Source organism: Vaginisenegalia massiliensis, assembly GCF_900604935.1.
Lineage (GTDB): Bacteria > Bacillota > Bacilli > Lactobacillales > Aerococcaceae > Vaginisenegalia > Vaginisenegalia massiliensis.
The window spans coordinates 60,715-81,811 of sequence record NZ_UWPC01000006.1; the positions used below are offsets into that span (position 1 = coordinate 60,715).

Annotated in this window: 16 protein-coding genes and 1 riboswitch; of the genes, 15 read left to right on the forward strand and 1 reads right to left on the reverse strand. The window is 39.1% G+C overall.

Annotation, left to right across the window (positions count from 1 at the left end; all coding sequences use genetic code 11):
- The first annotated feature begins 10 nt into the window (after nucleotides 1-10).
- The 12 genes from EIH20_RS05370 (at nucleotide 11) to EIH20_RS05425 (ending at nucleotide 17,809) form a co-directional block, all read left to right on the forward strand.
- Entirely contained in the window at nucleotides 11-766 is a 756-nt protein-coding gene (locus tag EIH20_RS05370) for an ABC transporter ATP-binding protein (protein WP_124058504.1), read from the forward strand.
- On the forward strand, nucleotides 767-1,975 hold the full coding sequence (locus EIH20_RS05375) for an ABC transporter permease (protein ID WP_124058506.1): 1,209 nt from the start codon (nucleotides 767-769) through the stop codon (nucleotides 1,973-1,975).
- Nucleotides 1,976-2,091: 116 nt separating this feature from the next.
- Nucleotides 2,092-2,589 carry an Ig-like domain-containing protein gene (locus EIH20_RS05380; protein ID WP_124058509.1) on the forward strand — a complete coding sequence of 166 codons (498 nt, stop codon included), beginning with the start codon at nucleotides 2,092-2,094 and terminating at the stop codon, nucleotides 2,587-2,589.
- Nucleotides 2,586-2,885, forward strand: a complete 300-nt coding sequence (locus EIH20_RS05385; RefSeq protein ID WP_124058511.1) for a DUF4298 domain-containing protein — start codon at nucleotides 2,586-2,588, stop codon at nucleotides 2,883-2,885. Before EIH20_RS05380 ends, EIH20_RS05385 begins: the two co-directional genes overlap by 4 nt.
- 183 nt (nucleotides 2,886-3,068) lie before the next feature.
- Nucleotides 3,069-4,940, forward strand: a complete 1,872-nt coding sequence (locus tag EIH20_RS05390) for a DUF2207 domain-containing protein (protein ID WP_124058513.1) — start codon at nucleotides 3,069-3,071, stop codon at nucleotides 4,938-4,940.
- A 413-nt stretch (nucleotides 4,941-5,353) separates the two neighbouring features.
- Nucleotides 5,354-5,509, forward strand: a riboswitch (Lysine riboswitch).
- A 104-nt stretch (nucleotides 5,510-5,613) separates the two neighbouring features.
- A complete protein-coding gene (locus tag EIH20_RS05395; protein WP_124058515.1) occupies nucleotides 5,614-7,035 on the forward strand; it encodes a YfcC family protein in 1,422 nt (473 codons plus the stop codon).
- 39 nt (nucleotides 7,036-7,074) lie between these two features.
- Complete coding sequence (locus tag EIH20_RS05400) at nucleotides 7,075-8,247, forward strand: M20 family metallopeptidase (RefSeq protein WP_124058517.1); 1,173 nt, start codon at nucleotides 7,075-7,077, stop codon at nucleotides 8,245-8,247.
- Nucleotides 8,248-8,428: 181 nt separating this feature from the next.
- Nucleotides 8,429-9,607, forward strand: a complete 1,179-nt coding sequence (locus EIH20_RS05405) for a hypothetical protein (RefSeq protein WP_124058519.1) — start codon at nucleotides 8,429-8,431, stop codon at nucleotides 9,605-9,607.
- 127 nt (nucleotides 9,608-9,734) lie between these two features.
- A complete protein-coding gene (locus EIH20_RS05410) occupies nucleotides 9,735-10,922 on the forward strand; it encodes a class I SAM-dependent rRNA methyltransferase (protein WP_124058521.1) in 1,188 nt (395 codons plus the stop codon).
- A gap of 15 nt (nucleotides 10,923-10,937) precedes the next feature.
- The gene (locus EIH20_RS05415; protein WP_124058523.1) at nucleotides 10,938-11,639 is read left to right on the forward strand and encodes an ABC transporter ATP-binding protein; all 702 of its coding nucleotides are present in this window, start codon (nucleotides 10,938-10,940) and stop codon (nucleotides 11,637-11,639) included.
- A 34-nt stretch (nucleotides 11,640-11,673) separates the two neighbouring features.
- Nucleotides 11,674-15,807, forward strand: a complete 4,134-nt coding sequence (locus EIH20_RS05420) for an FtsX-like permease family protein (RefSeq protein ID WP_124058525.1) — start codon at nucleotides 11,674-11,676, stop codon at nucleotides 15,805-15,807.
- A gap of 193 nt (nucleotides 15,808-16,000) precedes the next feature.
- On the forward strand, nucleotides 16,001-17,809 hold the full coding sequence (locus EIH20_RS05425; protein WP_164470879.1) for a serine hydrolase: 1,809 nt from the start codon (nucleotides 16,001-16,003) through the stop codon (nucleotides 17,807-17,809).
- 81 nt (nucleotides 17,810-17,890) lie between these two features.
- On the opposite strand, the gene EIH20_RS05430 is transcribed toward EIH20_RS05425, so the two are convergent.
- The gene (locus EIH20_RS05430) at nucleotides 17,891-18,400 is read right to left on the reverse strand and encodes an FUSC family protein (protein ID WP_164470880.1); all 510 of its coding nucleotides are present in this window, start codon (nucleotides 18,398-18,400) and stop codon (nucleotides 17,891-17,893) included.
- A 133-nt stretch (nucleotides 18,401-18,533) separates the two neighbouring features.
- Here EIH20_RS05430 and EIH20_RS05435 point away from each other — a divergent pair, with 133 nt between their 5' ends.
- The 3 genes from EIH20_RS05435 (at nucleotide 18,534) to EIH20_RS05445 (ending at nucleotide 21,028) form a co-directional block, all read left to right on the forward strand.
- Nucleotides 18,534-19,070, forward strand: a complete 537-nt coding sequence (locus tag EIH20_RS05435) for a hypothetical protein (RefSeq protein ID WP_124058531.1) — start codon at nucleotides 18,534-18,536, stop codon at nucleotides 19,068-19,070.
- 20 nt (nucleotides 19,071-19,090) lie between these two features.
- Nucleotides 19,091-19,792 carry a glycoside hydrolase family 73 protein gene (locus EIH20_RS05440; RefSeq protein ID WP_124058533.1) on the forward strand — a complete coding sequence of 234 codons (702 nt, stop codon included), beginning with the start codon at nucleotides 19,091-19,093 and terminating at the stop codon, nucleotides 19,790-19,792.
- Nucleotides 19,793-19,888: 96 nt separating this feature from the next.
- Entirely contained in the window at nucleotides 19,889-21,028 is a 1,140-nt protein-coding gene (locus tag EIH20_RS05445; RefSeq protein WP_124058535.1) for an ATP-grasp domain-containing protein, read from the forward strand.
- Nucleotides 21,029-21,097: the final 69 nt, after the last annotated feature.

The window sequence follows — 21,097 nt, forward strand, 5'->3', positions numbered from 1 at the left end:
GGGGGATTGTATGGTAGAACCAATTTTAAAAATTGAGAATTTAAATAAATACTATCAATTAGGAGAAAATCGTCTTCATATATTGAAAAATATTAACTTGTCAATCAACAAAGGGGAGTTTGTTTCAATTATGGGACCATCGGGATCAGGAAAATCGACCCTCATTAATGTGCTTGGCTTTTTAGATAATCAATTTGAAGGGAGCTATCTCTTTAAAGGTAAATCCTTAGAACAGCGAACGGATAAACAAATTTCTTATTTGCGAAACAAGGTCGTCGGTTTTATTTTTCAAGATTTTAATCTTTTGCCTAGTTTGTCTGTCCAAGACAATATTCGCTTGCCTCTTTTATACTCAGGGCTTTCACGGCATGAAACGCAAGAGCGGGTTGAGGAAGCTTTAGCTAAAGTTGGTCTTGAGAACAAGGCTTTGCATCGACCTTCGGAATTATCAGGTGGGCAGAAGCAACGGGTAGCGATTGCGCGTGCTTTAATAAATCAACCTGATTTTATCATTGCCGATGAACCGACCGGCGCCTTGGACACGAAGACATCGAAAGCGATTATGGATATTTTAGAAAAATTGCACCGGGAAGATGGCGTGACTATTGTGATGGTGACTCATGATCCGGCTTTACAGAAGTATGCGGATAAACACGTCGTAATTGTCGATGGCCGTATTAGTACCGTAGATAAGGTCTTGAATGCCGAAGAATTGGCTCAGAAATTTAATGCCTTGTCACAAGCAAGCGATCAAGGAGAGGATTAAATGAAAATAGAAGAACTTATTTTATCTTCTTTAGCTACTTTACGGATGAATGGTCGGAGAACATTTTTGACTATGATTGGCATCATTATTGGTATTTCTTCGGTAATTACGATTTTGAGCTTAGGAAATGGTTTTAAGCAAGAAACCATGCATTCTTTAGCCAAAGATACCCAAGGAAGGCGGAGTCAGTCCTTCTATTTTCAACCTAATTCTGCCATCAATAACGAGAAATTAAAGCCGTTTAAAGAAGCTGATCAAATAGCGATAAAACGTATTCCAGGCGTGGCTGGCGTGAAATTAGGGGCCGTTGAAGATACTAAAGAGATGGATGTCGAGGTAAAAGCGAATAATAATAGTTTGGCTTATACAGCTGGGATTCGTGAAAACACCGACTTTAACATGATTGAAGGGCGGAATCTCGATGCCTTGGATTCACAGACGCAGAAGCGGTATGTCATTATTAATGAACAAGTGGCTGAAGAGGTATTTGGTACTAGCCGTCATGTCATTAATCAATCAATTAATATTAATAAACGAGCCTACACTATTGTGGGTTTATTTGCGGAGAGTGCTGATAAGGACAGTGGGATGTTTAATATGTCTAAGCCCAGTCAGTTAGTCATTCCCAAAGGAACGTATCAACTGTATGCTAAGGCTAATAATCAAATGTCTGATTTGACGGTTTATTTCACTAAATCCGCTAACATGTCTCAAACCAGTAAGAAAATCCAAAAAATGCTTAATGATCAAGGATCAGAGAAAGCGCGCGGAAGTTACCAATATATGGATATGTCAGAGATTATGTCTCAAATTGGAAAAACACTTAATATGATTACCTACTTCATTTCGGCTGTGGCGGCTATTTCCTTATTTATTGCTGGGGTAGGAGTAATGAATATGATGTATATTTCGGTATCTGAACGCACCAAGGAGATTGGAATTCGCCGTTCATTAGGCGCTACTGAGAAATCAATTAAGTGGCAATTTCTATTAGAGGGAATTGCAATTACAGCTGTTGGTGGCTTAATCGGTTATGTCATCGGTATCTTAATTGCCTCATTGATTGGAAATATGTTACCATTTAAACCACTTATTGATATTAAAATGGCTCTGTTAGCTGTTTTTATTTCTACGATTATTGGTATCGTGTTTAGTGTCTTTCCGGCCAAAAGCGCAGCTAAAAAGAATTTAGTAGAGATTTTGCGTTAATTTTTAATAGTAGGATGAGTATTCACCCAATTAAGAATTGGCTGAAGATTAAATCAATAGTTTAGTGAAGGCATTTGCAGTATAATTAGATTATCTAAGGTAGCGAGGCGATGTAGTTGAAAAAACAAGGATTTTTGTGGTTATTAATGTGTGTTTTATGCATGGGGACGATGACGGTTTATGCAGAAGAGGCTAATTTTCTTAAAGTAAATGTTATTAAAGCTGGGGACCAAGAAATCAGTGGCAAAACCCAAGCCGAAGCGACCGTCTTAGTAAAATTTGAGGCGAGCGAAGATAAAGAAACAGTCCAAGCTGATCGTAAGGGACATTGGCAATTAAAGGTTCCACCTCAGATTCAATTAAAAATTGGTGATCAGGTTAACGTAACCTCAAACTCCAAGAGCAATCAAATGAGCTTTCAATCAGTGGTCGTTCAAATACCCAAGGACATTCAATCCGGATCTGGAGATAAACAAAAGGTCACCTTGGATGGAAATGTAGAAACGATAACTGAAGAAGACACATCACAAAATAGGGTTTGGTATTTTGTAGGCGGAGCTTTATTTGTGGCAATCATACTAGCCTATGCTGTTTATTCAAGGAGGAAACAATGAATTTAATTAAACGAATCGAAGAAATGGAAGCAACATACGACCATTCCCAAGCTATAACTAATGATTTTGAAAAAGTACTAGAAGCTTTCACAAAAGATTTAAATCAGGCTAATCAATTAGTTGATTATTATGGAAGTGCACAGTGGTTTGAAGATGTAGAACAAGCTGAACAAGGTAAGGTTCCTAATAATCTTAAGCGGGGCGTTTTGTCAGAGGATTTAGTATATGATTATATCGTTCAACGCCATCAAATTGGACTTAAATTATTAGAAGTAGCTAGAAATTTATTAGATTAAGTAAAAAAGCGAATCAACAAGCTAGTTGATTCGCTTTTTGATTTAATAAGGAAAATAATATGAAGGCAATCATATCCTTTTGAATAGGAAACGCTTACCAATTTTAAATTAAAATCCCTTTTTGTCTTTATCATTAGCTCAACTAGACTATAATAGACTTATAGAAGCTTTGGGAGGCGTCATATGAAAAAGTTACTTGAGAAGATGGGGGTTTGGCTACTTGCCTTTATTATTATCTGGGCTTTTGCAAGTCCAATACTAAAATCTGGCATTAAGTTTATTAAAGGTGAGCAAGATCCTGTTTATTCAATTGATTCGGCAAATGTCTTGATTCAAGTTAATTCGGATGGTTCAGCAGATTTTACTCAAGCATATGATTATTCGATTGAGCATATAAATGGTGCGCTTATTTGGTTGAAACAAAGTGGAAAAGAGATTTCTAATCTTGAAGTAAGTGTTAAAGATCCAATAAGCGGAAAAATTAGTGATTTTAAGAAAAATAACAGCCAAAAGCCCCTTACCTTTAGCCAAAAGAAAACTCTTTTTGGAGACAATTTAGAATTAAAACTTCATTATCCAACCCAAAAAAATCAAACTTTTATTGTTCGTTATCATGTGAAGGATCTTATAACGAATTACAAAGATGCCGGGGAGTTCAATTGGAAAGTGCTTGGCGATAAAATTGATTTTCCTATTGAATTTGATGCGACTATCATTTTACCAGGAGGCAGACTTGGAAAAGATCAGGTTAAAGCTTGGGGTCATGGAACACGAACAGGTCAGGTCATGATTGATACTGAGGGAGACCGTACCATGATTAAGGCCAAAGGCTTTGTTCCGGCTAATCAATTTGTAGAAGTGTACAGTGTATTTCCGGGAAATATTACAAAAGACAATCAAAATATTAGCAAGGAAGATAAGCGTTTTGATGATTTAGTTCACGACGAGATTGCAATGATTCAAAATAAAGAAGGTCAATCCATTTTAGTTAAGCAAGCCTGTTATGTTTTAGATTGGCTGCTCCTCTTCCTTCCGCTAGTCTATATTTTGATGAGGTTGTTCAAACACGCGAAAGCATACAAAAAGCTTAACCCTCTACCGTTCAAAGCACCTAAACATCTGTATGCTTCACCTGAAAATAAAAAACCAGCGATTGTAGGAGCCCAAATGAATCCAGGTGGGGAGGTTAAAGCCAAAGAATTTTCCGCGACTCTCTTAGATTTGGTTAGACGAAAGTATTTAGCAATTGAAGAGGTATTGCCAAAAGGCATTTTAGCTAACGGATCTGTCAAAGTTAGGCCATTAAAACGAGATTTAGGAGCATTAGAATCGTATGAACTAGCGGTTTACAACTATGTCCAAGACTACGAAGGTCAGATTCGTTCTTTTAAGGAAATGGATCAGCTTCTAAAAACGGATGAAAGATTTCGAAAACGACAAAAAGCTGCTTTGTCAACTTTTAAACGAGAGGTTAAAAAGCATATTAGTCAAAAGACACTCTATCAAGTAAATCTTTTGGCTTTTTGGATAGTGGCTTTCTTCAGTAGTCTAGTCGTGTTATCTTTTGGTTCAATTTATCGTTTTTATGATGTCTTAAGTGTCTATTTATTTGTTGCTCCTTTAACTATCTTAGTCTATTTTGGGGCGAAATATTTTATGAAGAAAAGACCTTTAATATCGGCAAAGGCTGACCAACGCTATAAAGAGTGGCGGGCTTTTGCACAGATGCTAGATGATGTTGGCTCAATGAATATGCGAGAAGTAGCCAGTCTAGCGCTTTGGGAAGAGTATTTGATTTATGCAGTTGTTTTGGGAAAAGCTAAAAAAGTGGCTAAGGCGATGGGGCGTCAATTTAGTGAGCAAGAGTTAGAAGGCATAAACTTGCCTCAGGAAATATTAGTTCACTACGATAGTCTGTCTGCCATTCAGTCTAGTTCATCGAGTAGTTATGTTTCAGGTACGACCATTCAATCTGATGGAACATATGGTGGCGGTGGAGGCTTTTCTAGCGGCTCGTCTGGTGGCGGCGGCGGTGGGGGAGCAGGTGCTTTCTAATGTAACCCGTGGTGATTGAGATTATTAGTTTAATTTTTAACGAACAAGGTTCAAAACATGAGGACAGGATTTAACGCTCGTGTTTTGATCCTTGTTCGTTTTTATTATTTATTCAGACTAGTTAAGATTCATTAATTTTCTCTTTTTTAAGCCAGCTTGCTTAGATTTCGAGATTACTCTGTATCCTTTTCAAAGTCTTTCATTACCCAGCAAAAATATATGTTATCGTTTTTGCAACAATAATATATCTGTTAGAAACAACCTGAAAAATGAGGAATTACTCACAAAAACGGCGCATAATCACTCGGAATTTTCATGAGATTTTCATGTGCGAATAGTGAAAATATAATGAGAAAAATTTGACGTATTTGTTAGTGAGCGGTATCATATAAATACATTTAACAGAAAATATCGATATAGTGAGAGGTTGCTAGGTACAAGAGTCGTTATCCGTATGAATAACAAAAGGGTCACTAGCCGAAATATCAAAGGATGTTGGGGATATGTTGAACAAGCATATCACTGTCTAATAGAGAAGCCTGGTTTCTATTAGTAGTGCTCATTATGTTGTAGGCAAAAGGAAGGTTTATTCTGGACCTGAGGCTTTTGTCTCAGGTTTTTTTGCTGAAGAAAAAGTGCTGTGTTTAAAAATATCAAGGAGGCGTGTTAAATAATGAAAGCGGATCAATCGAAAAAATGGTATCACCAAATTACCATGCCGCATGTGTATGTTTTGTTGTTTAGTTTTATTGTGATTATGGCGATGATGAGTTGGATCGTTCCAGCAGGAGCTTTTGTACGGATAATGGTAGACGGTCGTGAAATGATAAAACCGGGTTCTTTTCACTACGTTAAACAACATGGTCAAGGAATATTCGAAATATTAAAAGCTTTTCCCAAAGGATTTGAACGTGGACAAGCTATTTCTTACTTTTTATTTGCTACCGGTGGGGCCTTTTATTTAATTAATAAGACGGGAGCAATCGAAGCAGCCCTAGCCCATCTAGTTAAAGCATTAAAAGGGAATGAAATTATTGTTATTCCTATTGTTCTCTTTATTATAGGCCTAGGTGGTTCAACTATCGGTATGTCTGAGGAGACTATTGTGTTTATTGGCTTAGCCGTGACATTGGCTCGCGCGATGGGTTACGATGCCCTTGTTGGCATGGGGATGATTTCATTAGGAGCAGGCTTAGGTTTTACTTCCGGCTTTATGAATCCTTTCTCGGTGGGAGTTGCCCAATCGATTGCTGAGTTACCCATGTTTTCTGGTATTTCTTTACGTTTAACCCTTTTCGTTGCGGTGTGGATAGCGACTGTCATCTATTTAGTGACCTATGCACGTCGTGTTAAGAATGATCCCACCACCTCATTCGTTTATGAAGAAGAACAAGCCTATAAAAAAGGGCTCATAAAAGATGAAGATGATATTCAAGTTGGCGAAATGTCAAGCCGGCAGAAACTGATTATGTTGGTCTTTATTGGCGGTTTCTGTATCATTGGTTATGGGGTCTTCAAATTTCAATGGTTTATCAGTGAAATTGGGGCCGTCTTTATTGGAATGGGTCTAGTTTCTGCGGTGATTGGGGGCATGTCGGCTAATGATATAGCAGAGGGATTCATTGAAGGGGCCAAAGAAATGCTTTATGCCGCATTAGTGGTGGGTTTAGCGCAAAGTTTAGTGGTTATTATGGAAGATGGAATGATTATGGACACGATAATTCATGGGTTAACAGGGGCCATATCAACCATGCCAAGTTATTTAGCGGCTGTAGGAATGTATTTTGTTCAAATCATGATTAACTTCTTCTTAAGTTCAGGTACGGGTCAAGCCGCTGTTACCATGCCAATTATGGTACCTTTAGGAGACAATCTTGAAGTTACCCGTCAAACAACTGTTTTGGCGTTTCAATTAGGAAACGGCTTTTTGGATTCCATCATGCCCATGTCGGCTGTATTAATGGCCCAACTAGCGATTGCCAAAATTCCTTATAAAAAATGGTTTAGATTTGCCTTGCCGCTAATGGTTATTTGGCTACTAATTGGATTAGTATTCGTCTTATATGCTCAATTTACTCATTATGGCCCGTTCTAACTGTAGTAACAGTCGCTTTCTTTAAAGGAGGATGTCAAGATGTCAAAAGAACAATTGCACCAAATTGTAGAAGCATTACAACCAGAATTAAAGAAATTAAGTGATTATTTATATGATAATCCTGAATTAGGCCTTAAAGAATTTAAGTCCTCAAAGGCCCATGTAGAATTTTTAAGAAAACATGGCTTTAAAGTCGAATATCCCTATTTGGACTTTGAAACGGCTTTTCGTGCGACTTTTGATTCAGGTAAGCCTGGGCCGACAGTGGCCTATCTTTCGGAATATGATGCCTTACCAGAGATTGGTCATGGCTGTGGTCACAATATGTTAGGGACTGTCGATACTGGAGCAGGAATTGCTTTGTCAAAGGTGCTTTCTGAAACGGGTGGTCGAGTTGTAGTGTTGGGGACACCCGCAGAAGAAACCGACGGAATAAAAGTCGATATGGCTAAGGCTGATACCTTTGATGATATTGATGTTGCGATCTGCTCACACCCATCAGATAAGAATGAAGTGAGTGGTGATTCGCTAGCTATGGATGCGATTAAATTTGAGTTTTTTGGAAAAACAGCCCATGCTGCTGGAGCACCTTGGGAAGGAAAGAATGCCCTCGATGCGGTGATTAATCTGTTTAATGGAATAAATGCTATGCGCCAACAGATGAAACCTACTGCTAGAGTTCATGGCATTATTAGTGATGGGGGTTTGGCAGCTAATGTCATTCCGGATTATACCGCCGCCGAGTTCTATGTTCGAGCACCTAAGAAAGCCGAGAAAGAAGCCTTGTTGGAGCGAGTGATTGCCTGTGCTCAAGCTGCAGCTCAAGCGGCTGGTTGCACAATGAAGCATTCCTTCTACGAAAAATCGTATGATGATATGGTAACTAATCAGGTTTTAAGTCGCTTATTCAATCAGAATGCTCTCGATTTAGGTGTGGAAATGATTGAAAATGAAGGGGATACTATTGGGTCTCTAGATACAGGAAATGTCAGTCAAGTCGTACCCGCCATTCACCCCTATTATGATATTACTGAAGGGAAACCTTTGGCTAAACATACGGTTGAATTTCGTGATTGTACCAAGACAGACTTTGGTTATCAAGCTATGTATCGGACCGTTGAAATATTAGCTAGAACAGGTTACGATGTCTTGGCTGATACGGACAAGCTACAAGCTATTAAGGTTGAATTCGACGAAACATTTAGCCGCTAGATTTATGGTTATTCAGTAATGCCATAGGATGAAAGATCTCTCAAATATCGGGTAAACTATTCAAAAAATTAAAAAAATCCGTCTCGAGTTGGGGCCCCGTCTATTGCAAGTAATCAGTTAGGAATGCTACAATTTCATTATCTGTCAAAGTAAGTTGGGTCATAAAAGAAAGGAGGCCACCATGTCACAATTTAAAAAAATTCAGTTGGCTGTTTGTGTGGCCTTTTTATGGACCATTTGGTTACCTAATATTTGTGTCTTAGGTCAAGAGATTACGACCCAAGAGTCAACCAGTTCACTTTTGGATGAGACTGATCCCCAGAATATTCCTCGGAATCTTATCACACAGTTGGAAGCTCTACGACAATTGAACCAATATCAAGTGAGTTATACATTAACCAATGCCCGAAGCGGCAGTAAGATGGCTAAAGCGGTTTGGCAAGTTGATGAACAAGCTGGTCAGGCTTGGGGCCAATTTGATTTTTATCAAAAAGGGACCAAGCCCGATCACTATCATCTAAATATGCTAAGTTATGATCATTTTAATTTAGTCTATGTCGATCAGTTTGCCTATCTTCAATCCATGGCCTTTTTTGATCAAAAGGGTTTTCCACCTGGTATGAGCCATGAATTGGAGGACTACCAAAATTATTATGTTGGTATTGATGGCGATCAATTAGAACGGGTAATGCAAACCAAGCCGCTTATTGAAAGCCTCTTGTTTTTACCAGACACATCGCGTTTAGCCAAAATAGATCCGCAGAAAGTCTATCATCTAAATGATTGGTACCTTGTATCGCTAAATAAATTAGAAATTCCTGATTTACTTTATGATCGGGCTGCGAGAATGAACCTTAATTACGAATTAAATGTAGCCGTCGATCCAACGGCAAATACAGAATTAGTAACAGATAAAAAATGGGCTTTTCAAACTAAGCAATATTTTTCTTTTGATCAAGATGCGGTGGGAGCCAATGTAGCTTTGAAGATTCAAAGTCAATTACACCCTGACTTGATAAAAGAAGTAGTTACTGAAGGGAACCAAGATGAAGAAGCGAATGATTTCGAGCGGGATATGGCTTTTCAAACCCGAGATATGACGGGCAAATTGACAAAAGTAAACCTGGCTTTTAATCCTCAAAAACAAAGCTATCGGGTAACGATTTGGGGTATTTCCGAAAATTTCAATATCAATATTTTTGAATCGGGAACCGCTTCGTTTAAATCGTATGATTTAAAATTAGAGTATGAAATCACGCCGTGTCAGCCAAACATTCCAGCCTTAGAGGAATTAAAAACGATATCTAATCGAGAATTTATTTATGTGATCGATTCAATTCTTAATAAATCCAGCCATTAAAGCAAAGTCAAAGTTGACTTTGCTTTTTTTATGGTGAATATTTATTTTTTATCTATGCGAGGATAGAGTTTTCTGAGCGTATTCATGGTAAAATGAAGATATCGATATAATAGAATTGAGGATTAAAATGAAAAAATACACCATGAATCCTTTGGCAATTAAACGACTAAAACGAGGGGAAAAGTTGCTCCAAGTTGAGGACTTTGCTGACCGAGCTATTGCAATGCTTGAAGAAGGCCAAAGCATTGAGTTAGTAGATGACAAGGGGCGCTTTTTAGCCTATGCGCTTGTCGGCCATCAAAATAAAGGCTTGGCTTGGACCTATTCTAATCAGAAAAACGAGCGATGGTCACAAGACTGGGTCAGTGACTGTATCGAACAAGCTATCAGGAAGCGAGACACCTTGCTTGCGAGTGCTGAAACCAATGCTTTTCGATTGTTTAATGGCGAAGGTGATGGAATCGGGGGTATGACCTTAGATTGGTATGCGGGTTATGTGCAAATTAATTGGTATTCCCTAGGTCTTTATCAATACCGGAAGTGGGTGATTGAAGCTGTCACCAGTTTATTAGACGTTATAGGAATCTATGAGACCAAACGCTTTAATGGCTTAGGTGAAGAGGTTGCTATTGATCATTCTTGGGGACAAACAGCTCCCCAACCACTTATTATTCTAGAAAATAATGTTCGTTATGCGGTTTATCTAGGACACGAATGGATGACAGGTATTTTCTTGGATCAACGAGAGGTCCGTTCCTTTGTCAAAACCCAAGCTCAAGCGGGTAAGGTATTAAATTTATTTTCTTATACGGGAGCCTTTAGTGTGGCGGCAGCCTTAGGTGGGGCCCAACAAACTGTCTCAGTTGACGTAGCCAAACGTAGTCTTGAACGCACACAAGAACAATTCGCCCTCAATGGAATTGAAGCAAAAGTGCCAGATCATGAGATTCGAGTCATGGATGTCTTTGATTATATTCAGTATGCGAAACGCCATCAGCTTGCCTTTGAATGGGTTATTTGTGACCCACCAAGTTTTGCTCGGACCAAGAAATATCGTTTTCGTGCGGAAAAGGATTATTTGACCTTGGCAAGAGATTTGTTAGGGCTAACCCAGGTTGGGGGTATGTGTCTTTTAAGTACGAATCACGCGGCGTATGATAAAAATCAATTTATTAAGGATATTCAACAAGCGATGCAAGAGGCGAATGGGTCTTATCAAATTATTCAACAATTTGGTTTGCCAGAGGATTTCCCCACTTCACCAGATAAAACAAGTGCTTATTTAAAAGTTGTTATTGTGTATCGTCAAGCCTAAATAAGGAGGACTAGCGTGGCCTATATTGAACTCATTGATGTCGTTAAAGAATACCGAACTGGCCAAGTTGTAACCCGTGCGAATGATGGGGTTAACTTCGAGATAGAAGCGGGCGAATTTGTCGTTATTTTGGGACCATCAGGAGCTGGAAAATCAACCACTTTAAATATTTTAGGCGGTATGGACCAATGTACATCCGGTCAAGTTCTGATTGACCATGAAGATATTGCCCAGTACAACGATAAGCAATTGACCAAATTCCGCCGTCATTCTGTCGGTTTAGTTTTCCAAAATTATAACTTGGTACCGAACCTAACGGCTAAAGAGAATGTTGACTTAATGATTCAAATTGCTAAAAGTCAAGCTAATGCCAGTGAGATTCTGGCTCTTTGTGGTTTAGCCCATCGACAAGATAATTTTCCTGCTCAACTTTCGGGAGGCGAACAACAGCGGGTATCGATTGCTCGTGCCTTAGCCGGCCGACCAAAAATTTTGTTGTGCGATGAACCGACAGGGGCACTGGATTATGAGACAGGTAAGCAAATTTTGCAACTATTACAAGACACCTGTCGACAATTAAAGACGACTGTTATTATTATCACGCACAATGGGGCTATTGCTGAATTAGCCGATCGGGTGATTCAAATTCGTAATGGTAAAGTCAGTGAAGTGTCTTTAAATCAACAACCTAAATCCGTAGCTGAAATTACCTGGTAACTAATGACCTTATATATGGAAAGAAGGTGAGTCAATGAAAGCATTATGGTTGGATATTTTTCGTGAAATTAAAGTGAGTGCAGCTCGCTTTTTGTCACTATTTGCCATTATGTGTTTAGGGGTAGCCTTTTTTGTTGGTATCAAAGCTTCAGCTCCAAGCATGCTCGAGACGGCTCGCCACTACTATTCGGCTTATCATTTGCCAGATGGTAAACTCATGTCTACGATGGGAATTAGTCAATCTGATTTAACAAAATTAAGCGAGCTGAAGGGGCTTGACTATTATCCGCAACGGAGTCTGGATGTGGTGATTCAACCTGGAGCCGAGTCACTCAAGCTGTATACCCGACCTAAAGAAGCAAAGTATAATTTCTTTAAGTTGGTTAAAGGTCGTTATCCTGAAAAAGTGAATGAAATCGCTTTAGACGCCAATTATCTAAGCCATCTTAACCGTCGTTTAAATCACCCGCTAAAAGTCGGTGATCGGGTTCAACTTCAACAACTGAATCTAGAAAAGAAAGAGAACAATCAAGACAGTAAAGCTCCCCATCTCCAAGGACGCCAATTTGTTATTACGGGATTTGTTCAAAGCCCCCTCTATTATGAACGTGTTAATCGTGGCTTAAAGGATGACGGGAAGGGCTCGCTTTCAGCTTTTGCCTTAGTGAATGAACAAGCCATTCAAGGTGATATTTATTCAGAAGTCTATTTCTGGGGTAGAAATACAAGCCGGACAGAAGCTTATACTGAGGCAGACGACCGTCGGTTAGACCGTTTGCAAGATAAGATTGAACGGCAACTGAATCAACAACCTTTAAGCCGTTTGAATGAGCTCAAGGGCCAGGCTCAAAAACGCTTTGATGAGGCCCAAATGAAGATTGATGATGCTTATGATAAACTCGATCAAGCAAAAAATCAGCTAGCTGACCAAGAACAAAAATTGGCTCAAGGGCGAGCAGACTATCAAGCGGGTCAAGCCAAATTGGCTCAAGGTCAAGAAGACTATCAATCAGGCTATCAAAAATGGACCCAAGGGCAAGCTCAATTTCAATTAGCTGTGAGTCAACTTTTGCATCAAGAAAACCAGCTTGAACAGCAAGAACAAGCATACCGAGATGGGTTAAAACAGCTCGATTCAGCTAAAAGCCAAGTTCAACAGAAGTTTGAACAAGCAGAAGTCCTTTTAACGGCCAAAGAAAAAGAACTGAACCAAGCAAATGCAAACTTAATTCAGAGTAAAGATCAACTTCAACAAGGACAGGCTGCCTTGGATCAAGCTAAGTTACAACTAACCGGGATGTATTACTCACTGATACATGAGCTAGGTTCCCAAGGTATGAAGGCTGGGCAAAGTCCGCAAACATACTATCAAGGTCTACAAGATCGCCAACAAAACTTGGAGCAAGAAATCCAGACATTAACCAGTCAACAAAGCCAATTAGAGCAACAAAGTTTGAGTTTGAAGCAAGAACAAATTCAGCTTCAAACTCAATTGACCGTTTTAAAAGCGAATCGTCAAACTGCTCAAAACAAGCTAGATGAAGCCCTGGTTCAAGTAGACTCACTTAAGGCTTCTGTGGCTGAGAAAGAAGGGCATGTCCAACAAGCTGAGGCCCAATTAAACCAAGTAAATCAGCAACTCATTCAGCTAGAACAGCAATTAGCTCTAGATCCAACTAACGCAAACTTATTAGCACAACGCACAAATTTACAACAAGCACTCAGCCAAGCCCAAGAAGGGGTCAGAGGCAGCCAAGCAGATTTAGATGCTAGCCGACAAGCGTATCAAATAGGACAAGAACAGCAAGAACAGGCTCAATCACTAGTGAATCAACTTCAAGAGCAAGTGAGTCAACAAGAAAGCAAAACAAGTCAAGTTCAGGCCAATTTGACGAAAATTCAGCAACAAATAAGCCCTCAGGCCCAGGCCAACCGTCAAAGACAAATCCAAACTTTAAATCAAAGTAAGCAACAGATAGAGGCCTTGATGCGCGACGTTCAACCTAAGATTGCAATCTATAACCAAATAAGTCAAACGGTGGCGCAACAAGAGATGCAATTACACTTGGCTCAACTTCAGTATCAGACAGGACTTGAACAATGGCAGTCGGGACTTGACCAAGTAAAAAAAGGACGCCAAGAATTAGCAGAACAACAATCTCAAGCTCAAAAAGAGCTGAAAGCTAAGGAAGCTGATCTTATTTCTGGCCGTGCCAAATTGAATCAAGGTTGGCAACTCTTAAAAGAGGGGCAAAAACAATTAAGCGAACAAGAGGGTCCCCTACAAGCAGCAAAAATTAAACTTGATCTGGCTTTGGCCCAATTGAATCAAGGTCAAGCGGAAGCCCAAACAGCTTTAACTGAACTGGAGGCTGGCCAAGAAAAGCTTGATCAAGCGAAAAAGAATTTTGCAGACAAAGATAGACAAGCGCGAAAAGAACTGGATGAAAAGCAAGAGCAACTTGACCGCGAGAAAGCTAAGGTCGCTGAACTTGCTCAACCAACTTATTATGTTCATGGCCGCGATTATTTTGTGTCCTATCAGAGTATTTCTGATAATGCTAAAAAATTAGCCACTATTTCTAATGTTTTTCCGACCTTTTTCTTTGCTATCGCTGTATTCGTAACTTTTTCTACTATTAAGCGGATGGCTGATGAGCAACGCAATTATATGGGAACTTTGAAGCAGATGGGTTACCACAATCGTCAAATTTTGACCAAGTTTATCGTCTATGCGGGCTTGGCTTGTAGTTTAGGTTTGATAATCGGTTCCTGGTTGGGCTATCAAATTTTCCCTAAATTAGTAATGAATGCCTATAATACCATGTATTATTTTGACCAAATTGTGATTGATTATGAGCCGTTATTAATTGTAGGGGTGACTTTAATTGCCTTATCTTGTGCATTGATTCCAGCTGTATTGACACCTTTAGGGCTTTTGACAGAAGAACCTGCCCATTTATTGCGACCTCAAGCACCTAAAGCAGGTAAAAAAATTCTTTTAGAACGCATGAATTTCATTTGGTCCTTGTTTAGCTTTAAGCAAAAAATGACTATCCGAAATTTAATCCGGTATCGTGGGCGATCACTTATGGTTATTCTGGGTGTAGCGGGCTGTACCATGTTAATGGTAACCGGTTTTGGGATAGGCGATTCCATCCGCGGAATGGTTGACCGTCAATTTGATCAGATTCAACCTTATGATAGTCTGGTCTATCTGCAAGAAGACCGTCATAATCAAAAGGAACCAGCGGCCTTTAATCAGAATGCTATTCGTGTGAAAGTTCCTGTGATGATTAAGCCCTTTACGGTCCGTCAAGCTGGCAAAACAAGCCAAGAAGTCATGCTCGTTGTGCCTTTAGTGGACCACGCTAGCTTTAGGCAAGTGCAGAAACTACATACCCGATCTATGCCACAAAAAGATTTAGATCTTGACCAGTTTGGGCCGCTTGTCTCTGAAAAATTGGCTCAATTTATTGGGCAGGATCAGGGTGGACAAGTCATCTTGGAATCAGAAACAAAGCAAACATTTAAGATCCCATTTAAATTTGCAACTGAAAATTACATCAACCATTATGTTTATCTGTCAGCTAAGGACTATCGACGAATTTTCCACGAGCCTGCGCAAGTTAATGCCTATTATTTGGATTACCAAAAATCGGCAGCGACCAAAGCTATCGAAGCTAAGTTAGCCCAAGATAAACAGATTACGGCCATCTTAAATATTGCTAGTTTGAGGCAAGCAGCCAGTCAACCTTTGAAAAGTTTGGACATGATTACTCTTGTTCTCATTATTTCAGCTGCCGCCTTAGCCTTTGTAGTCCTTTATAATTTAACGAATATTAATATTTCCGAACGAATGCGGGAGTTATCAACTATTAAAGTGCTTGGTTTTTATAATCGTGAAGTGAGTTTTTATATCTTTGATGAGTTGTTAATTTTAAGTGTTCTGGGAATTGCCTTGGGTTTATGGTTTGGACGTATTTTAAATCAGTACATTTTGACGTCTATGGCTCTAGATAGAATGTATTTCTATCCGCAGATAAGTCTTCTGAGTTATGGACTTTCTGCCTTTCTGACCTTAAGTTTTTCGGTGATATTAATGTTTGTGATGCATCACAAAATCAAGAAAATTAATATGGTGGAAGCTTTAAAAGCAGTGGAATAAAGCAGTATTTTAATAAGAATAGCATGGAATTGTAACTGCATCTAAAACAAGATTATGCTACAATAAAAGAGTGTTGATTAAGAAGATTTTTAGGGGGAATATCCAAATGAAATGTCCTAATTGTGGTAGAGAAATCCGGAGTAAAACACAGTGTGCCTTTTGTGGTCATGTTTTTAATGGTAGAAGCGACCAAATGGTTAAATCAAGTTCAGCAAAACCTGAACGGTCAATGAAAGATGAAATGCCACGTGATAAAGAGTTTGAGACCCGATCATATACTAGTGAACCAGAAATTGGTAGTCGTGAAGCGATTAAGCCTCAAGTTGATTCAATGGAACAATCAAGAACCAAGCAAGATACAAAGGAATCCTTTAAACAAGTAAGCACTCCTAAATCGAAAGATCCAGAAGTTGAGAGTTCTAAAGCCAGAGAAGATAACTTAATCAAGCGTCCGCTACCAACTAGCAAAGCCGATCGTCAAGTTATTCCACGAACGAAAAAGAAACGTGGATCGGTGATCTGGAGCTTTTTGAAGCTCGTCTTATCTGTACTAGCAGTGTTTTTACTTTTCTTCTATGGTCAAACTTATATTGGCAAATTATTTGATAAATTAAGTTCTACAACGGAACAAATGGCTTCAGGTCCAGAGACAACAGAAGCCGAAAATAAAAACAAGTTAACGTTGGCAAACCATCAAGTGAAAGTTGATCAATACCCATTGATTAATTTAGAGTTAGCGTTTGATAAACCTTTAAGTCAATTAAATCGGGAAGATATTCAGTTTGTCTTGAAAGAAGGCGGTAAAACGCAAGCTTTGACTGATTATGCATTAATTAAAGAAGGACAAACACTCAAAGTAAATTTCAACGATTCAAGCGTAGGTCAATCAGCCAATAAGACTAAGCAATTGGCTGTTAAAATTGATAAATATAAATTTGATCAAACGATTGATTTGAAATTACCAGAAGTTAAGGTAGATGCTAAACAAGTAGAGGCTTTAAATAAAGTGGCTGAAGATAACTTCAAAGGCATGGAAGATGTAGCCTTGGCAGCTCAATCCCAAGATCAAAAATTACCGTTTGTTCGAAACAATAAACAAATGCCGGCGTCTAGTCTGATTTCTTGGTTTATCTTGGCTAAAACCTATCAAGCCGTGAACGATGGCGAATTGACTATGGAAGAAGAAGTCAAAGTTCTTAAGGATTTGAAAGCTGAAGGTGATCAAGGAACAGTAGCTAGCATGGAAGATAATGCGCCAATTACGATCAAAGCCTTACTAGATGCAGTTATTCAAAGCCAAGATGTAACTGCTATGAATCATTTGATTCAATTTACAGGGGGACCTAACAAGTTTAACCAATGGTTAAGTGAAAATAATTACTTCTCGACTAAGATTAATCAATTGTTGGCTAAGTCTGAAGAAGAAGGCGTTACAGGAGCGACGACAAGTGCTCAAGATGTTTCGCGCTTATTATTGGCTTTAGGTCAAAACAAATTAGTAAGTCCAGAATTAGATGTACAATTTAAAGAAGCCTTACTGCAAACTCCATCAACTGAAAAATATCCGAAAGATGTGACTGAAATTACGGGCCATTACGAAATTGTTTCACCAGATAGCCTAGGTCAACTTCAATATTACTCTGGTATCTTAATGAATGGTGATAAAGCTCAGGCCGTTGTGGTTATGGCACCGAAAGCAGGAGCGGAAGGCATGACTAAGATTGCCCAAGCCATTGCCCAATTATTTGGAGCATTAAGTTCTTCGAATCAGGGAGATTCAAGTACAACGACCAGTGAAGGCGATAGCCATACCTCTCAAGCAAATGAGCAAGTATCATTAGTTGAAGAGACAGCGGCAGCTACTGATCCGATTCATAATCCCAACGTACAACCAGCGCCAGTATGGGATAACTTTGACGATAATGGTGACGGTGTACCTGAAACTTACCGCCAAGGAAATTGGTATTTTGATAATGCATCAGGTCAATGGTATTACAACTAGATTAGTCTAAAATAAATATAATAAACGGGTCCTCCTCATATGTAGAAGGACCCGTTTAACTTTATCGGATTATGGACGAGCTTAATGACGATTAGATTTTGGGCTAGGTAAGAGATAATTGACTAGGACAGCAATGATACTGCCAATGATGGAGTCAAGAACGCGATTAGCTCCATAATCAAACACATTATTTAAAGGCGTATTATAAATAATGACTAAAAAGGTAGCACTTGAAGCGATGATGCTTTCACTATGATGGGTTAAATTACAAGCTTGGATAACAAGAAGTATACCGATGCCACCGGCAAGAATTTGATACCATGATGTCTGAAAACAAGATAAATAAAGTCCCATATAGATTAAACTGGTTGCAATTAATGCGCCTAAAATATTGCCTAGGATGCGAACACGCGAAAATTTCAGACTATTTTCATGACTATCACGTAAGGCAAATACAGCCGCTAAAGCAGCTAACATTGGTGTGCCACGATGGGTTAATTCAAAAAGCGCAATGACCACCATAACAGCAATGGCTGTTTTGCTAGTTCGCCAGCCAACACTCAAGTTTTGATACCAATTCTCGTCTTTCATAATGTCATCCTCCATTTGTTATATTATACACAATTTTGTCATCAATACTAAAACAATGCCGGACTTAGGCTTTGAAATATCACCTAATAGGTGTATAATGGATGGTAATAAGTCCAACAAAGGGAGTGGGATAATGAATCCAGCATTAATCGCGATTGTGTTAAACGCTATTAGGGAAAAGTATGTCAGTGAGAAAGCTTTCTATGCCGATAAATTGGGTATTTCTCCTCAAAGTTGGGATCGGTGGAAAAAGGGTGAACAAGGGTTAAAATATGATAATATTAAGATTTTGTCGACCTTGTTTACGGATTATGAATGGATGTTAGTGCAAAAAGTGATTCGTAACGCCGAAATCATGCCAGATATTATGGAAGATCCAGTAAAAGAATATATGTATTTAAAGTATCAAATCGCTAAAACTTGGGTCCATCATGGTTTAGTAAAATTGGACTGGCACCATAGCGAGACGAATACAAAAGATTCACCGCGAAAATCTAATATGACTATTTTACAACTTAAGACGGATTATAATTTCTGGGGATATAATGATATTATTGAACTTAGATTACCCGGCGTGATCCGCCAACAAGTTGAGGGTGATCAGATTAAATTACTTCAATGGTTTGATGATGAGAGTGAGAAATTAAAAGATACTAACCATGAAGCTTAAAGGAATAAGGAGGGGACCGTTTGCCAACTAAGCGAAAAAGCCGGCGTAAATATCCAACGCGAACTAAGATGAGTCCGCGTCGCCGAAAACTTCAACGCCAATTTAATCAATTTATGCAGAAGGTGGGTTACCTTTCCTTTTTTATACTCATTTTTATTGCCTTAATTATTTTTTTGGTCATCCGTTATCAAAATTTTCAACCTGAACCGACTCCCGATCCAGGGCAAGAACAACGATTAAGTCAAGCCCAGAAGGAAGCTTTTGTAAAGCAATTGGTGCCAATAGCCCAACGTTTACAACGTGAGTACGGTATTTTAGCTAGTATTTCTTTGAGTCAAGCTATGCTTGAATCTGATTTTGGAGCAAGTCAATTATCAGCTGAATATCATAATCTATTCGGTGTAAAAACGGATGCTTCCGACCCTCAAGGTATTGATTTTTCGACTAAGGAATTTGTTGATGGTGAGTGGATAACGATAGTTGATCGTTTTAAGGTCTATCATTCATGGGAAGAGTCGATGGAAGAGCATGCAAAACTTTTATACTACGGAACTTCCTGGAATGCGGAGTATTACCAAGATGTTAAACAGGGACGGGATTATGTTGCCCAAGCCAAAGGCTTGCAGTCTGCTGGCTATGCAACAGACCCAGGGTATGCGGATAAAATTATCGCCATGATTGAAGAATGGCAGCTTTATCAGTACGACCAGCCTTTACCTTAAAAATTTGCTTAAGGGTGAAAAGTTTATTGAATCTGAGGTCATTCTTAGGTAAGATATATGAGTTATCAAGATAATATTTGAGAAAGGAGTCGGCCAATGCTAGTTAAACATTTTCCTGGTGAAACAATCGGTATAATTGGATCAAGTATGGCTTCCGCTTTACTTGCTCAGGAAGCAGGACGCTTAGGCTATCGCGTGGCTTCTTTAGTTCTACAGGAGCAGAATCCCGTTCGGCAATTCTGTAATTGGCAAACAATTTGTCCAGTTTATGACGAAACAGCATTACGGCATTTTGCCGGTCGGGTGGATGTAGTAGTGGCGGAAACGGGTCTCCTTTCTCATCAAGATTATAAAATTTTAGCTGCCATTACCGATTTAACTTTATCTGATGATTTGATGGCCATTACCACAGATCGCTTGATAGAAAAAGTCTTTCTAGATTCACAGCGCTGTCTAGTGACACCTTTTTCGATGGTGACTAGTCTTAAAGATATTAAAGAAGCTGTAGAATATATTGGTTTTCCTTGTGTTCTTAAAACGACCCAACGTCATCTTCCGCAATCATCAGACCATGTCATTTTGTATAGCGAAGAAGATTATGAACGAGCTGAACGCAAAGTTGAAGAGAGTACCTGTATCCTAGAAGCTTGGATTCCAACTGAGAAGAAAGCTTCCTTAACCTTGGTTCGTAATGAACGAGGCGAAATGTTATTGTACCCAGTCTTTGAAGTGATAGGTAGTGGGGAATTACACTTAAAGCAAGTTCGTTATCCGGCCAATATTTCATCTATGGTTGAAGCAGAAATGAGACGAGTTGCCCAAGTTATTGGCCAAGCCTTAGATTTGATTGGTTCATTAACCCTCGAGTTTTTTATTACATCGGCCGGGGTTGTCTATATCAATGAAGCGAGTGTGGGTTTGTCATCAGAAGCTATCTTTACTTTAGGTTCCATGTCAATGTCGCATTTTGAAGCGACGTGTCGGGCCTTGGTTGGTTTACCATTACCGGATCTTCTTCCGCGCGGCCGGGCAGCCATTGCTTTACCTTTGGTTGATTTAAATTATGATGAAGTGATGACCCAGTACATGATGCGTACGGATTGGCATTTTGCCTTCTTTAACCCACGCGGTCATTCGGTGGAAGATATGCAAGGTTATGTTATCGTTATTGGCGACAGCATTAAGCATTGCGAACGTCAAATCGAGCTAAGCCGCCTTACCCATCATCCAAAATAAACTCTCCTACTTGGGAGAGTTTTTTTGTTTAGCTAAGTCTATGAAATTTTAGAGAAATTTTGTATGAAG